Raw genomic sequence first — 16,964 nt, forward strand, 5'->3', positions numbered from 1 at the left:
GCAGTTTCACAGAGACCGAGCGGCTCCGAATCGCGTCATCGTCCGCGCGACGCGAGAGCGCCCAGCGAATCCACCGCCCACGGCACATCGGGTGGTCGTATCACGGTGCCACGCAACGGTTTCCCGGTTGCGGAACCAGCTCGACAGCACGCGGGCGGGCGAAGTCCGTTGACTACCATGCCGTCATGCTGTTGTCATCAGGCGTCTGGACGCGCGTTCTCTCGGGGCTCGGCGCGTGTGTCGCTGCTCTGCTGGCGTTGGTCTACGCGTTCGTAGTGCTGGTCGAAGGTATGCCTGACGAGGAGGTCTCGTCATGCAGTCACGCCCTGGCAGTTACCAAGCTGATCGTTGCGGGCATGGCGGGTTTGGCATTGATCGCTGGTGCCGCGAGCGGGTGGAGGTGGGTGATCCTTGGTGGTTGCTCGTTGTTCTTCGCCGATTTCGTACTCTGGCTCGTGTGGGCCTCAGGGGTTTTCATACCTGTGGGTCCCGATCGTCCCGACTCTGGCCCGTTCTCGCAGCCACCGTTGTTTTGGTTGGTGCTGGTAACCGTCTGGGGCGTGTTTCCCGGTCTGCTCGCAGTGCTCGCGAGTCGACGGCCACCCGAACGCCCGCTCGACCGTCCCCAACTGCCGACAGCGCCATATCCCACATAGTCCGGACAACCTGTAATGCCGCGTGGCTCGCTGACCGAACCGGCCAGCGACCACCCGCGAAAGACCAAGTGGCCGTGCCGGTCCGAGGTCGGCCCGACGCACCGTAAGACCAGGCGCCGTATGCAAGCGGGAGTGCTAGTTGCTGCTCGCGGGGAGCGGACCCATGTCGCACATCTCGCGGTCAACCATTCGGGTTTATCGGCTGCCTCGATATCGGGGGCTCGCCAGAAAAGCGAGCAGCACCCCGCTCGCCCCGTTGTTACCGTGGATTCATGGTCAGTGCGGCATTCCACCCGGCGGCGCGAAGAGCTCCGTGACTTCCTGCGATCGCGGCGGGAGCGGATCGGACCGGGCGAGGTGGGTCTGCCGGTAGCGGGGCGACGGCGAACCCCCGGCCTACGGCGCGAAGTAGTCGCGATGTTGGCCGGGGTGATATCTCGGCTATGCACTCCTTGAATGGTCGCCTGCGGCGGTCTCCTAGCACCAGTTCGTCGATGCCCTTGTCGGAGAACAGCACTCCCGCGCCGATGAGGTTCTCGCGTAGGTGGGTCGCCGAGGAGGTGCCGAGGATCAGTCGGACGTTCGGTGACCGGTGCAACAGCCAGGCCAGGGCGGCCGACATCTGTGCGGCATTCACCCGTGCGGCGACGGCCGACAGTGCTGCGGATCGCAGCAGAGTGAAGCTACCGAAGTGGGTAGAAGAGGCACATGGGCGATGCCCTGTCCGGCGAGGGTGTCGATCAGTTTGTCGTCTCGGCGTAAGGCCAGGTTGTACATGTTCCGCACGCACACGATCGGCGCGATCGTCCGCGTTTCGGCGTCCTATTCGGCCGTCGCGTTACTCACGCCGAGGTGGAGGATCAGCCCTCGCTGCTCAAGCTCGGGTGAGGGCCTCGAAGCGCTATGCGGGTGAACCTGGTTGCGGCGCTACGGCATCGCCGAGCCGGAGTTTGACCACGTCGAGCGCCTCGAGCTAAGTGCCTTCAGGTTCTCGTTGACTGCGCGGCGCAGCTGTTCGGCTCGTCGGTCGGGGGCAGCCGCCCTGCTGATCGCGCCAGCCTTGGTCATGGTGTGCAGCGATTCGGGGTAAGGGTGCAATGCTTCGCGGATCAACTGATTGGTGGCGCGCGGCTGTAGGCGTCGGGCGGCGGCATCGATGTAGGTGATTCCGAACGCCGCGACCCCACGCAGGGCGGCGAGCGCGCCGTTGCGATCGGCATGGGTCTAATGACCCCGGTCTGGCGAGTTGCATTGCGCCGTAGCCGAACCGGGTGAAAGTCAGGTCGCCCAGGGTCTAGCTTCCCCCCGCGGGAAGCGAAGTGGAGGGTGCGTTCATCCCTCTGCCTTCAACTCGAAACCGGTTGGCGTCTATCGGAGCCTTGCTTCAACATTGACGTGTAAGTTCCCAACAGGAAGTAGGCACTTCGAAGTGCCTAGTGCACCCGCGGGTGGGAGGAGCGACCGATCGCGACGATGACGGCAGCGAGAAGAGAGCTCAGCCCACGTCTGAATATGCTGTTCTACCTGCAGTTTCCTTCAGATTTCTTTCGACTTGCAACACCAGATAGTCAGCCTGCGACAGGATAGGGGAGCTTTCGGAGTAGCGCTGCTGTGCTCGGCTTAGCCAGCAGGACACGCGCCTCGGAGGTCGGTCTTGTGGGTCAGATTGCGAACGAAGGGGACGCCTTGAGTCAGTGCACCGAATCCCACAGTGAGAAGCAACCTTCCGTCGATCGCGTAGGGCTTACCGCGGACGAGTGTCAGATCCTGGGGAGAGCGAGGATCGCGAAATCGGCAGCCGGCGCCCTCGGCCGGGCCGACCTCATTGCCGAAGTCCCGAGGCTCGATCCTCCTCACTCCGGCTTTCTGTACAGGAGACTCAAGCTTCCTACCAGCGCGCCCCCTGCGAAGATCGCCGTGGCAGTTCAGGCCACACTTGCTCGCGCGGACGATGAGCGGGCGGCACATATCCTGCACGACTTCTTCCACGGATCGATCAGAGCGACCTTCGTGACCAGCACGCTGGCTGAGTCCCAACTCGCCGCGATCCTCAGCGCCGACCCCGACGAGCTGACAGACGCCCTCGGCTCGCTGAACCAGAGCTGGCGCGACGCCGGCCTGTTCGATATCGAGGTATTCGGATCGACACCGGCGGCACGAGTGGCGCTCTGGTCGTCGATGGTGGTGACCGGGCACGCCGGCGATGCAGCCGCGCTCGCCTGGCTGCTCGCCGACCCGCCTCCGTTCTGGAGCACAACGCAAACCGATGCCGCTCGACAGGTATGGCAATCGGTTCGAGAACGGTACCCATCGTTGCCGGAACGACCCACCCCGCTGGCGGTGCTCGTGGAGATGCTCTCCGAGCTCGGCGATTACGACTATCCCGACGATCCGAAGGCCCTCGACATCAGCAGCGAGGACATGGATGCCCTGCAGGGCGGCGATATATCCCGTGGAGCCACCGCGGCGGCGCCCGAGTCCACCGTGGCGGGTCTGACCGAACGTATGACGGCCGAAGCAGCCCAAGAACTTCGTACCGGAAAGAATCCGACACTGCTGGCCGAGTGGATTTCCCTAGGTGAGCGCGTAGAGCAGGAGCGGCAGACGATAGCCGCTGTCGTCCTGCCGGACCTGGCTACTGCGGTCGCGCACGGTGTCCCGTCCGAGACGACCGATATCGCCAGAATCATGGAGTTTTTCGTGAACCTGCGCGAGCTGCTGGCCGCCGCCACAGCCGTTACCGACCAGGCGCCCGCGGACCTGGGCACGGCGCGTGCGGCCCTGCAGCGAGCACAACACGCCGTCGCCGAGGCCAGCGCTGCCGCCGAACGGGTCGAGCGCGTGCGGCGCCTTATGGCATTGATGGCATTGGCCGGATACGAGTTCCTTGCCGCCGACATCGCGCAGGTCCAAACTCTGGCCGGTGAGGTCACCGTCGACAGCGATGCAGATACAGTCCGTGCTCTCCTCGCGTTGCTCGACCTCATCGGACTCGCCGGCCGAGACCCCGAGCGTGCCCACAAGCTCGACCAGGTGATCAGGGCCACGCTGCCTGCCGCGATTCCATTGCTTTCGTTCGCGAATGTCCCCGACGTATTCGTCCTAGGTGATACGACTGTGGCCGGGGCGAGCGCCGAGTCGCCCGACGCGTACACGCCAGTACCCGTCACCATCGCAGCCCCATACGACGACAACGGCGTGGACAAACGCGCTGCTGCGGCCGACGGCGGCGCCACCAGCGACGAGAACACCGCGGCGGCCGACCATGGACAGCGGGCCGAGCGACTTGAGGATTTTCTCGCCGAGTTGGAGTTCGTTGTCCCGCAATCGAGTTCGGCCCAGTACACGTCACAGGCCCGGACTGCTCCGCCATCCGGCCTCGACACGGCCGGCCCGCAGACATCGAATTCGACCTCGCTGTACACCGCGCTCCTTCGTTCCGGTGAGCTGGCGCTGGCGTACTGGCTCACGGTCGCGGAAAACGGCGGTACTTCGATCCGAGCCGCACACCGGCTCGCTGCGCTCGCCGCTGCGATAAAAAGCTCCACCGGATCGAATGCGGCCGAATTCGCCGCGACTATCGCCGACCTCGAACCCAGCGACCTCAAAGACCATCCCGGTCTGCAGATGCTCGTGTACGGGGCCTCGGTCCGCGCGGGCTTGTTGTCCCCGATCGCTGGCGCATCCGATCCGCTTCGTGCGTCCGCCACCAGCGTCGTGCGTTCCGGCGACGCCGTCGGCAAGCTGACAGAGCTGCTCCAAGCCGCCATCTACGCCGGGGTTTACCTGACTCCCCGCAACGCCAACGCAGTGATCGAAGCGTCTGAAGCCGCCTCGGAGTACGAAGCCTTCGCCCACGAGGCGGCCGCCAAGCTCCGCAACGCCCCCAATCGCACGATCAAATACGGCCCGGCGACAGAACTATGGCAAAGCTGGATGGCACCGGAAGACGGCTACCTTGGCGCGCCTCTGCGCGTTGTCGCATCCGCCACGCCGTCGCCGGAGGACCTGGGATTCGTCCGCACCCGCGTTGCCGAGCTACGCACACCTCGTAGTCTCGAGCAAGCCCTGGACCGGGCGGCAACACATACCCGAAGCCGCAAGCGGAACACGAAACCGATCGAGGCCCAGGCACGGCTCAAACTGCTCGACTGGGCCGGTGACGTCACCGAACTACTGGCCAGATGGGTCACCGCTACGGAAAACACGCTGTCCTTCGGCGGTGGGACGTGGATGACCGATCCGATAGCAGATTTGCAGAACAGCGTGGCCGCAGTCCGAAAACCAGCACTGGCCGAACTGGCAGAGCTGTGCGAGAGCGGAGATGAGGCCCGTGATGCCGCGACCGATGCCGGGCTCACACTGCTGAACAATGCGCTGGATCTGCTCATGGGCACCGAGGTGATCGACGGTCCGGAAACCTCTTCGGCCCGTACCCTCAACGGACTACTGACCCTGGCCCCGGCTGTCGAACTCCTTCCATCGATTGAGCCACGCCGTCCGCCCACGGCGACAGACATCCAGACCGCGTTCGACGCTCTGCGTAACGGGGAAAACGGCTGGATCGCGACATTCAACGCGCGCACCGAACGACACGACCAACTAGGTACCCAGCTCCTCATCGAAACCCTGCGGCCTCACAACCCGCGGCTTGCGCAACAGTTGTCGGCCGAGCGCGAAGCTGCGATCGACGCCTCCATCGCCGAGGTGGATCAGAACGCCGCCGCGCTCGCGGCTCGTATCGACACCGACCGGTTGTATGGTCGGTTGAACGCGGACGCATGGACCGACCTGACCACCCGCGCCCGCGCCTGTCAAACCCCGCACCGCGGCGCGCGCAGCGACTTCGATGTCGTGCTCGACCGTCTCAGCAAGATCGAGCTCGATCGGGCCGAGGCCGTGAAGTCCGCGATCACCACCGCCCGCATTGCGCTCGACACCGCCGGGATGCCCCTCGACGCCGCCGATCGGATCCAGCAGTGTATCGACAAAGGCGACCTCACCACTGCGGCGGAGTATGTGGTCACGATCCGCGACAACGGCCAGCTGCCCGCCCGGCACGACACCACCGATCACCTGTCCCTTTTTCTCAGGGCGTTCCCGGACAGATTCGCCGTCCCCTGTCCAGCGGTCGAGGCCGCCGGCCCTGTTCTCGCCCAGCTGCGCAGCGCACTCAATGCAGGCGCATCGACCGGCGACCTGGCTGCCGGGGAGCTCGCCGACACCCTGATCTCCGCCGGGATCGAGCTGAGTCAGGTCGGCCGCGGATCAACCGCCGCGGTCCGGATCGATCAATGGATACAGCTTGCGCAGGCCCGGTCGTTCGAGTCTCGGATCGGGAACGTGCGGTCGATTCTCGGGCAGGTCGGATTCCAATTCGACAAGGCGACCACCCCGCCTACGCGGCGCGGGCACTCCGGGCGCCGTGGTCGGTGGTTGGACTTGCACGGTGTGCAGCCTACATCTGGCAGTGCCCTGCTGCCGGCCTTCGGGTCGGCGATGAGTCCATCAGGCGACTCGTTGCGTCTGCTGGGGATCTGGCACGGTCCGACACCGGGTGAACTCGTGGAGACGCTGCGCGACGAGCCGAACGATCACTCGGTCATGGTGTTCTACTTCGGCACGCTCGATTCCGTCGCACGTCGCGAGCTGGCTGGTCTGTTCCGTAGCGACCGACGGCTACCGACGACAATCGTGATCGATGACGCCGCTTTCGCCTACCTGTCGTGCCAGCCCGAACCGAGTCGTGAGATCACCATGTCAGCCTTGTTGCCGTTCACCGTATCCTCGCCGTTCGCTCCGGACATCCCTGGCGCGAGCATCCGGCAGGAAATGTTCTACGGCCGAAACGAGGAACGCGCCAAAATCATCGACATGATGGGCCCCTGCATCGTCTACGGCGGCCGACAGCTCGGCAAGTCTGCATTACTGTTGCAGGCAGCTCGACAGTTCGATGACCAGAGTGACCGGATTGCGATCTACGAATCGATCTTCAAGATCGGCAGGGCGGTGTCGGTCGAGGCGGTGTGGACAACGCTCTGGCCGCTGCTGGCCAGGCGGGACATCGTGCCAGCCGATATTCCGGCCGGTGATGTTGCCGGTGCGCTCACCAAGCACATCACCGACTGGATTATTTCTCGTCCGGGACGGCAACTGCTGCTACTGCTGGACGAGTCCGACAAATTCCTCGACGGCGACGCCGAAGCGGTCAACGGACGATTCACACATGTGACCCATTTCAAGGAACTGATGGAGCGGACCGGGCGCGCAGTGAAAGTGGTGTTCGCCGGGCTGCACCAAACGGCACGATTCGATCGCCTCGCGAATCATCCGCTGGCGCACTTCGGTGAACCCGTTTGCGTCGGACCTCTGGCCCCCCAGGCCGCCTACGATCTGCTCACCGGTCCCTTGCGCGCGCTGGGATATCACTTCGATGACCCCGACCACGCCGCGCGGGTCCTCGCGCTCGCGAACAACCAGCCCGCCCTCATTCAGCTGTTCGCCGCGCACCTGCTACGCAATCTGCAGGCTGCGTCGATGCCTGAGGACGCGCCACCGCAGACCGTGCACGCCGACGATGTCGAACAGGTGTGGGCCGACGCGCATCTGCGCAGGTCATTCCGCAAGCGGTTCGATTGGACTCTAGACCTCGATCCCCGGTACAAAATCATCGCTTACAGCGTCGCGTTGCATGCACACGCCCGCGGCATCGACGCGACCATGACACCGAGCGAGCTACGCAACGAGTGCGAGACGTGGTGGCCGACCGGGTTTTCCGCCGAAGACGTTCGCGCCGGCGAATTTCGGGCGCTGCTGGATGAATGTGTGGACCTCGGAGTGCTGTCCTATGCGACCAACGGATACCGACTACGGACACCGAATGTACTCGATCTGCTGGGTGCCAGAGAGGAGGTCGAAGCGGTACTCGATCAGGCCGAGTCGATCGAACTGCCCGAAAGCTTCGACGGCAGCATGATGCGGCCAGAGTTCGGTGGCGGACCGACCCGAGGGCCGTTGACCTCACAGCAGATCGCTGATCTGCTCGCAACCCGAAGCCAGGTCCGCTATGTCATCGGCTCGCCTGCCCTGACCGTCGAACGCTGTCTGAGGGCGCTACAGGACGAGAACGACCGTGCGGTCTCGGGCCATCGCGGGGGCCACATACGAGAAGCAAACCCGGCTACCCTGGCCAAGCAGTGTCAGCAGGGAACGTTGATGGCCGCCGGGCGACATGTGATCGTGCTCGTCAACCTGAAGACCGCTTCCCGGGACGTCGCATGGGCGACATGGAAGCAGGCGCGAGAACTGATCGCGACCCACTCCGGTGGCACCCTCGGGATCGTGCTGGTGTCCGGACCAGCACAGGCACCGACATGGCCAGCCGCGGCACGCGAGGCCGACATCTCCTCAGGCTTGACCGAGCTGCGCCGATACGACCGGACCGACCTGCGGCTGTGGCTGACCGAAACGCCCTTGCCATTCCAGGACAACGCCGCTCGCGACGAATTGCTGGCGGTGACGGGCGGCTGGCCGATCCTGCTGAACAAGATCGCCGAGGATCTCACCGCGCATGGCTCGGGCCTGCGTTCGGACCCACTGCGCGAGATCCGGACTCGCCTAGAGGATTCCGAGCGCTGCCACGAGCTGGTCGAGACGTCCGGGGTACGCAGCGACGCCACGCTGAGCCAGGCCTGGGATTTCCTCGTGCAGACGTGCGCGCAGGACCGGGCCGATCTCGATACGCTCGCCGAATACCTCACCCTGCGCGGCGAAGACGATGACGAATCCAATGCGCTCACCCCCGCCGCGGTTGCCGCCGCCGGGTACGCAAGTACGGCCGACGTCATCGAGGTGCTGCGCGGGCTGGGTGTCCTCGTCGGCCTGGGCGAGGACGGACGGTTCAAGCTCGAACCCGTCATGGTCGGCGCGACCAAGCGTGCACGCCGATGAGTCGGACCGCACCGCAGCTGCTCGAAGCGATCGTTCTCGATGCGGCCTGTGCGGTTCTGAAGTCGCCGGCCTACGCCGGGCAGCAGATAGATCCTCGGGCGTTTGCCCAGGCCAACAGGGCCACGCTGCTGGAACTCGTGGCGAGGGCATCGACGTTGCGAGCAGAACTTGCGCAGACCTATCGCGACGAATTGGGCGAAACGCATCCACGGGTGGTGGCACTGCTGGGCGATAGTGCCACCGACAGTGCCACCGCAGCAGCAGCGCTGCGAGACCCGCGGGCGATCCGGGCACGACGTGGGCGGGCCAAGCCTTCCTCGAAGGCCGGAGCCGACGGCGAGCAGTCGGCGATTGCGGACGAACGCCGACCAGCCACGCAGGACCCGGCGACCGCACGTCGGCTGGAACGGTACGAACGACGCCTGACCGAGATCCGCACGGCCCGCGACCGAGCCAGAGCGCAGCGCGACTACGCCCGTGCAGAGACCGACGAATTGCGCCGCGATCTCGAAAGGGCCGAGGAGGACCGGGACGAGTCGCTGGCCGTCATCGACGGGCTGCGTGCCGAACTGGCTGCCGAACGCGACCGTGTGGCGGAACTGGCAACCGACGTGCTGGCAGCGGCAGCGGTACTGAAGGCAGCGATTCTCCCACCACTGACCACCCTTCCGCCGGTCGGGGACATCGACGTCGATCCCCGTGAACGTGAAGCGGCCGTCGATACTCCGCCGGCAGAGGCGGCACCGGCAGCCGACCCGATGGTTGCTGCGGCACTGACGTGTGCTGAGGTATCGCCGGACGTGCTGTTGTCAGTACTGAACGCCTTGCTCGAACCGCCCGAACCAGTGAACCGGGTGTCGGTCGGTGAGCCGCGCGAGATCGCGCTCACGCCGCTCGGCGGGGGGACCGACATCGGTGGCTCCTGCATGCTGGTGACCGCCGGCGACGTCCGGATTCTCATCGACGCCGGGATGCGGGTCAACAAGCGCATCGACCAAGCCGGGCCGGAAGATATAGATGTGGCCCTCGCCGGGCCACTCGCCGCGATCGTGATCACGCACGCCCACAACGACCACGCCGGGTACGTACCGGCACTGACCGCGATTTACCCGACAGTGCCGGTGATCTGCACCCCCGAGACCGCGGCGATCCTCCCGACGATGTGGAGCGATTCGGTGCGGGTATTCGACCGCTCCCGCGGCAACCATGTCGGCAGTGATGAACCGCTGGCCGAGCCGCCCTACGGGGACGCGCAGGTCCATGCAGCGCAGCGCCGCATCAAGGAGGTGCAATGCGGTCGGGTTGTCGAGATTGCTGCCGGTGTCACGGTCACGCTGTTCCCTGCCGGCCATATCCTCGGCGCGGCTGGCGTGGTGGTCTGCGCCGGCCCGAACCGGGTGACGGTGACCGGGGACGTGTCGGACCTGGCCCAGATCAGTGTTCCCGGTCTGGTCGTGCCCGATGCGGCACGCGGGTCCGATCTACTGGTCATCGAGTCGACCTACTGCGGGCAGCACAGTTCCAACCGCGAGGCCGAAGTGGAGAAGTTCGTCCGGATGGTGTCGGAGACTGTCGGCGACCCGGCGAACGGTGGACGGGTGCTCGTGCCAGCCTTCGCGCTCGGGAGAGCGCAGGAAGTGGCGTTGACTCTGCGCAACCGTCTGCCGGATGTGCCGGTTCTCATCGATGGAATGGCCAAAGACATCGCGAGGATCTACGAGGAACAGACCGCTCGAAGCGCGAGGCCGTTGAAGATCTACGGCGATCAGGTGTCGGCGGTGCAGCCGGGCGCGCGCGAGCAGCTATTGCGCACATTCCGGCGCGGGGTCATCGTCACTACGTCGGGCATGTTAACTGCCGGTCCCGCGGTCACCTGGGCACGCTCGATCCTCCCGGATCCGAACGCGGCATTGCTGCTCGCGGGCTATCAGGACGAGGAATCTCCGGGGTTCGAGCTGCTCGAGCTGGCCAAGGCCACCAGACGAGCCACCTTCGTACTCGACCGAGAGGAACTCGTGGTCAACGCGCGAGTAACGAAGTTCGGCCTGTCGGCGCACGCGGACAGACGCGGCCTGTCCTCCATCATCACCGAGGTCGGCGCCACCGAAGTAATGCTGGTCCACGGGGTGGCGTCCAAACAACGAGACTTCGCCGACAACCTGACCCGCCGTGGGTTCCGCGTTGCCTCCACCGACCGTTGGCAGCCCATCAGTTGACAACCTTCCCGCAGAAATCGCTGATCCACGCCACGCCTCGTACTGTCTGCGGGACGTGGGGCCCGCGATCGACGTGACCACTCGGCCGGCCACGCCATCGATCTCAGTCGACAAAGCCGGACAACCACCGATCTCTTCTGCCCGGCATGAAAGGCTCTCGGATGACCGAAGACCCATCCCTGATCGACCTCCTGCTGCCCGGGACCACGGATGCAGGGTTGGACGGCCTTGCTTACAGCACTTTCCTCGACAACGGGGTTGCTGTCCCGGTATCGGCGGTCGACCAGTTGCTGGTTGCGTTCAGTCGTCACCTGATCGACCAGATGCCCCGTACTGTGGCGGTCCTACAGCTACCGCGTGCCGACCACAGAATCGCGCTGACGCTCGCAATCTGTCTGCACCTACTGCGCCTACAGCAACCCTTGGTTGCCGGACCGGTTGTATTCGCCGCGCTCGACGTCGATTTGACCGAGCAACTGCGAAACCTCCGGTGGCGCAACTACCGCAATATGGCCCTGGACCGAAACAACCCGCTATCGGCCCAGCGGCTTACCCGTAGTGGATACCTCGTTCCGGTGGTCGGCGCCGCCCCCCGCTCGGCAGATAGTTCCCTCATCTATGTCAACACTCGAATCGGCAATCCCGTACTGCCGCAATGTAATCCACCACTGGTCATCATCGATGCGGCCTCGATCACCTCCGCGGACAGCCGAGCGAGGATGCTCACCTGGGCCTCACACCACTCAGCTGTGTCGACAGTTGTCTTCGGCGATATCGGCGACGAATCGCTGGTAAAAGCCGTCACCGCGACTGGCTCCACACCGCTGGTTCTCCCCGTGACCGATGCGGAGGTCAATGCGCTGGTCTATGAACTCAACAGGCAGAAGCCCGAACCCAGTCCACTGTCGAGTATGTGGATGCTGTGGCGTGAGAAGCAACCTCCGCTCAGCATCTACCGCGCCGGTGACACGGAGATCAACGCTGCGATCACGCATGCCTTCGCCTGTTTGGCGACCCGGCCCGACGGGCTCGTGCCCCAAGCACTCGATTACCCGACGAAGCTGCTTTATTCGGGTACCCGGCTGGCTGCGGCAGTGTACGACTATCGCAGGGCCTGTGCCATGGCGGTCCGCCCCGGGGAGGGCCCCGCGGCCCTGCTGCGTGTCCTCAACGGCCTGACGTTCACCGGCCCAGGACCATGGCACGCATGGGGCGTCGCGCGGTGGGGCGAGCTCAAGGTCGCTGTCGAAGCACTGTGGCGACATCTCGAGGAATCCACCCCGAAGCTCGACCTCCTCTGGGGGCTGCTCGCACGCGCCGAGCATGCCACCTGCGGTCGGATCCTGATCCGTTGCCACAGCAACGCCGGGGCCGTGGCCACGGCGCAATCGCTCAGCAGCGAGAACCGGACCAGCGCGCAGATCGCATTGTGGGCGCGTATCAGCGCAAGGGTCGAGATCGACACGTTCGCCAAGCGCTATCCACCCCGCCACGCCGGCGTTCAGATCCTTACCGGAAATCCCCCGGCACGGCATTTCTCACTGCTGTTCAGTGGTGAGGCCGACGAGAATTGGCTGCTTGCATACGATGTCGAAGACGCCATCCTGCGGCACCAACTACGTCGCTGGTACGATACGACCGATGCATGGCGGCGGAATACGTTCCGGGCGCTCGGGGCATCTGAGCCCGCATCCGTCGCTGGCCCACTAGTGGCCACCGAACTCCACAGCACACCGCCGGAACCACCAGAACTGCATCTACCTCAGCTATCGATACTAGATGTACTCGACAGCGCCAACAGGTCGATCGACCTATCATCAATCCTCGGCACGGCATCCAACGATTGGTTCGGCCCCGAAACCACCAGTTGTGTGCCGATACTGCTCGATAACGGCCGGACCTGGTGGGTGCGTACCGAGAACGACCACGACGGCGACCTGGCCACGCCGATACTCGTGGTCACCGGCAACCACCGCTATCTACCCCTGCGAGACATTCGACCGGGTGATGTAGTTGTCGTTCCGGCCGGTGACGGCGCCGATTCGGTGCATGCCCGCCTGGTAACCCTCAGTCACACCAACGATGATGTCGCTGCGCTCGATGCAATACTCGGACAGTTCCGCAGGGCCGCCCGCACAGTGCTGCAGACGCATACCACGCTGCAGGCCGCGATAGCGGCGGTACGCGATGCCGGCGCGCAGGCCCCCGGCGAGCTGAAAATGTGGGCCAGCGGCCACACCATCGCCCCCCGAGTACCCCAGGATATCGCTGCCGTCTTTCAAGCCGCACAGCAAACGTCTCCTGATCTGTGGCTTCTACACAGTGTGGCCGGACGGCTCCGTACCCTGCACCGATCACTCGGCCATTTCGTGAAAGCACTGGCCTCGGGCCACGCCGGGGACGCCGTGAAAAAGCTCCGGAGCCTCATCGGCGACGGAGCCGATGAACTATTGGACGAGTTTCTCGTCGCCACGGTCATCAGCGTGGGCACGCCCACCGACGTACCGGCCAGCTTCTCGGGGCGGATCCAGTGAACCAACGCTGACCGGCCGCGGCCGAAGCGTAGTCTTTGTGCCGAACACCTTGGCGCACAACAGAAGACATCATTTCTCGGACCTCGAGAGGTTGGGTCACCGACCAGAGACGTCGGTTCGAATGCAACCGCACACTGTTCAAGGACGACATGACCGCAGTCACCCCGCACACCACCGGTACCCGGACACCGCCCGTCGACGTCGGCCGCAGTCGGCAGAATCGGGCCGAGGAGACCCTGGTCCGTTACATCCTCGCGGAACTGGTCGATGCGCTGACCGACCGGTCCGGTGGCGAGCACCCTTTCCCCTGGGCTCCTGAGCACAGAGTCCGCATCGGAGTGCTGGGCGCCACGATCGCATCTACGGCCGCGTCCGGTACCAGCGAAGGCGGCGAAACCACGCCTCCGACCACGACACCTCCGGTTGAAAACCGCGGAGTCATCGGTGTGGATTTCGTGGTGAAAGGAGCTCCGGCCACCGTCGATTTTACCCTTGAGGTCGGCTACGCCATCTACCAGCCGCTCTTGCCGGCCTTCACCGACGTGTCGGCAGAAGCCGGGCGGCTGACCGCTTCGGCCTCCGACAACTCCCGACGCCGCCCAACAGTCACGCTCAACCCGACCTGGTATCGCGATCAACGCCACGTGAGCCTGTCGATGTCAATCCCCATCATCGGGGACGAGTACATGCTCATCAGCAGCGAGCTGCCGGGAGGCTGCCCGTTGGCAGCAGACGCGCAGAACGCGGTGCGGGACCACTACGCCGGCGCTACCGCGCTCTGGAAGCTGACGAACAACCAAACACTGCCGGTGGCCGCAGTCTCGGGCACCGAGGCGGCCTACCGCCAGACAGTCGACTCGCGCCGTGATCGGCGGTGGGCGCCAATCGCTCCGATACCCCGTGTGACCGTCTCGACGCTGCCCACCGTGGACGGGGATACGGCTGTATCAGTATCGATCACCAACGCGTTGGTGATCGAAGCACGCGGCCTACAGGATGTGGCCATCTACGACACGACTCTCTCGGTCACCATCGATACCCCTGAGCTGCTACCCCGCCGACTCGGGTTTGCCGACGACGACTGCCGTTATGCCTCCGCCGCAACAGTGGTCGGCCGGGGGCGTGGGTGCGTCGCCCGTCCAGGAGACAGACCGAATATGGTGATCGCCGACACTCTTCCGATCCACACCCAGCACCACACCAGTTCCAGCGAGCCGACAGACATCTCGTTCGGTAATCTCGCCGGCAAATGGACTGCCGCGTTGAATTCGCTGAGTGCAGAGATGCGCGGCTTCCACCGTGGTTGGGACTTCAGCGCAGCGCAGACCACCGATGAGCGGCGACAGATTCAAGCCCTCCGAGATCACTTCGAGTCCGAGGTCCAGCGTTTCGAGCTCGGATTGGATCTGCTGCGGACCGATCCGCACCTTGCCCGCGCCTTCGAGCTCGCCAATTACTCCTTCGCTGCAGCCCGCGGGGCGACCGCACGATGGCGACTCTTCCAGCTGGTCTTCATCGTGTCCGAGCTAGCCGCCCTGGCCGGCCGAGAAAACCCTGCCGACCCGCGCCTGCGCGAGGAGCTCGATACCGTTGACGTGCTGTGGTTTCCCACCGGTGGCGGCAAAACCGAGGCATATCTCGGACTGATCGTCGTTGCCCTCTTCTATGACCGCTTTCGCGGCAAAGAACGAGGAACCAGCGCATGGCTGCTGTTCCCGTTGCGAATGCTGTCCGTGCAGCAACTTTCGCGGGTCAACGCGATACTGCATCACGCGGAGATCGTGCGTAAGGCGCACAACCTTCCCGGCGACTCCTTCACGCTCGGTTACTTCGTCGGTGCGGGCAATACCCCGAATCGTTTGGCCTACCCCGACACCCACGGTTGGTGGCCGGGCCTGGCGAACTTCGCCAGACAATCGCAGTCAGAGCGCGACAAGAGACGACTCGTCGGTGCGTGTCCCGCCTGCGGTGACGACAACAGCGTCGGCCTGGAATGCGATCTCACCGATCAGCGCTTACGCCATGTATGCCGCGCCTGCGACCATGAGCTGGCGATCCATGCCAGCGACGACGAGACCACCCGCTACCAGTCCTCGGTCGTCGTATCGACCCTCGACAAGGTCTGCGCCTTCGCTCGCAACGGCCAATTGACCGCCATCAACCACGGCCCTTCCGCGCGATGCCCACAACACGGCTGGTACACACACCAGGGATGCATCGCCAAGGACTGCTCGACCGCACCGTCGACGCACACGCCGCCCACTGGGTTCAAGGACCCGACACCGGCACTGTGGGTCCAAGACGAGCTGCATCTCATTCGAGAAGAACTCGGAGTATTCGCCGCGCACTACCACACTTTGCTGGCCGAACTCGCGCGCGGTGCACACAGTGAACCCTCCAAAGTGATCGCCGCTACCGCCACCATCGAGCAGTTCGAGGACCAGCTTTCCCAGGTCTACGGCCGCCGGCCGCGCATGTTCCCCACCGGCGGGGGCACTCTGGACCGATCCTTCTACACGACGGTCACCGACGACGTTCGCCGTCTCTATCTCGGCGTCTTGCCCTCGGGCGGTGGCACCGTCAAAGTGGACCTCACCGGCGCGGTCACCGCCCACATCGTCGAACACATCCACCACCTCACCGACGACCCTGCCCCGCTGCTCGCCGCGATGACCGACGCCGGATTAACGTTCACCACGGCCGAAGCAAGGTCGATGCTGTTCGCATACGAGCTCGCACTCGCCTACGTAAACTCCAAAGCACACGGGGTCAACATCGTCGACGATCTCAATCGTCTATCGGAAGACTTCATCAACGCCGGTACCGACCGGGTGCGATCGGAATACCTCACCGGCGAGTCGTCATTGGGCGAGCTCGCCGCGATCATCGCCGAGATCGAGGCATCTGATCCCGCCATGAGTCGGGCAGAACGCATTCGTGGCATCGTGGGCACCTCAGTCGTGTCCCACGGCGTGGATCTCGACCGGCTGAACTTCGAGATCCTCGCCGGAATGCCGCCCACCTACGCCCACTACATCCAGGCAACCGCACGAGCCGGCCGACGGCACGTAGGGCTCGTCATCGACATCTTCGACCGGAACAACCGACGTGAGACATCGATGTACCAGAGCTTCCTTACCACCCACGCAGCCCTGGAACGCATGGTCGAACCGGTTCCGGTCAACCGATTCGCGAGCAGAGCCATCGAGCGAACCCTGCCCGGCATCGTCTGCGCTCTGTTATGGGACGAGACCCGGCACTCGACCTGGGGGACGACGCAGAACATCGGCAAGACCAAACGGTTTCATGAATGGTGGAACGCCAGAGCTGCAGACCTCCTACCCCACATTTCCGAACGTATTGCACGGGCCTATCGCTGCCCGGTTCCGGGCGTCGTCATGCATGCCGACGAACAACGGCTCGTAGACGACGCCCAGCGCCGCTGGCAGGAGATCGAACTTCCCCGTGTCCAACAGTGGCAGTCCGACTGGCTCACCGAGCTGTTCACCGGCCCCGCAATGACCAGCCTCCGCGATGTGGAACCGCCCGCCGAATTCCGCGGCGGCAATCAGGCCCAACAGGTCATTTCCCGACTACGCCCCTGAGGA

4 protein-coding genes and 1 pseudogene are annotated in these 16,964 nt (G+C 64.6%); all 5 read left to right on the forward strand.

Annotated features, from left to right (window positions below):
* Positions 1–935 precede the first annotated feature (935 nt).
* Positions 936–1,088 (forward strand): annotated as a pseudogene (locus ACWZHB_RS19150) (transcriptional regulator); the annotation flags it as partial.
* Positions 1,089–2,267: 1,179 nt separating this feature from the next.
* Positions 2,268–8,606 (forward strand): hypothetical protein, encoded by a 6,339-nt coding sequence (locus tag ACWZHB_RS19155; protein WP_427903233.1) that lies wholly within the window; start codon positions 2,268–2,270, stop codon positions 8,604–8,606.
* Positions 8,603–10,822: an MBL fold metallo-hydrolase gene (locus tag ACWZHB_RS19160; protein WP_427903234.1), complete on the forward strand. Its 2,220-nt coding sequence runs from the start codon at positions 8,603–8,605 to the stop codon at positions 10,820–10,822. Before ACWZHB_RS19155 ends, ACWZHB_RS19160 begins: the two co-directional genes overlap by 4 nt.
* Positions 10,823–10,983: 161 nt before the next feature.
* On the forward strand, positions 10,984–13,356 hold the full coding sequence (locus ACWZHB_RS19165; RefSeq protein ID WP_427903235.1) for a DISARM anti-phage system protein DrmE domain-containing protein: 2,373 nt from the start codon (positions 10,984–10,986) through the stop codon (positions 13,354–13,356).
* A gap of 446 nt (positions 13,357–13,802) precedes the next feature.
* On the forward strand, positions 13,803–16,961 hold the full coding sequence (locus ACWZHB_RS19170; protein WP_427903236.1) for a DEAD/DEAH box helicase family protein: 3,159 nt from the start codon (positions 13,803–13,805) through the stop codon (positions 16,959–16,961).
* Positions 16,962–16,964 lie beyond the last annotated feature (3 nt).

It is taken from the genome of Nocardia sp. FBN12, from assembly GCF_054031145.1.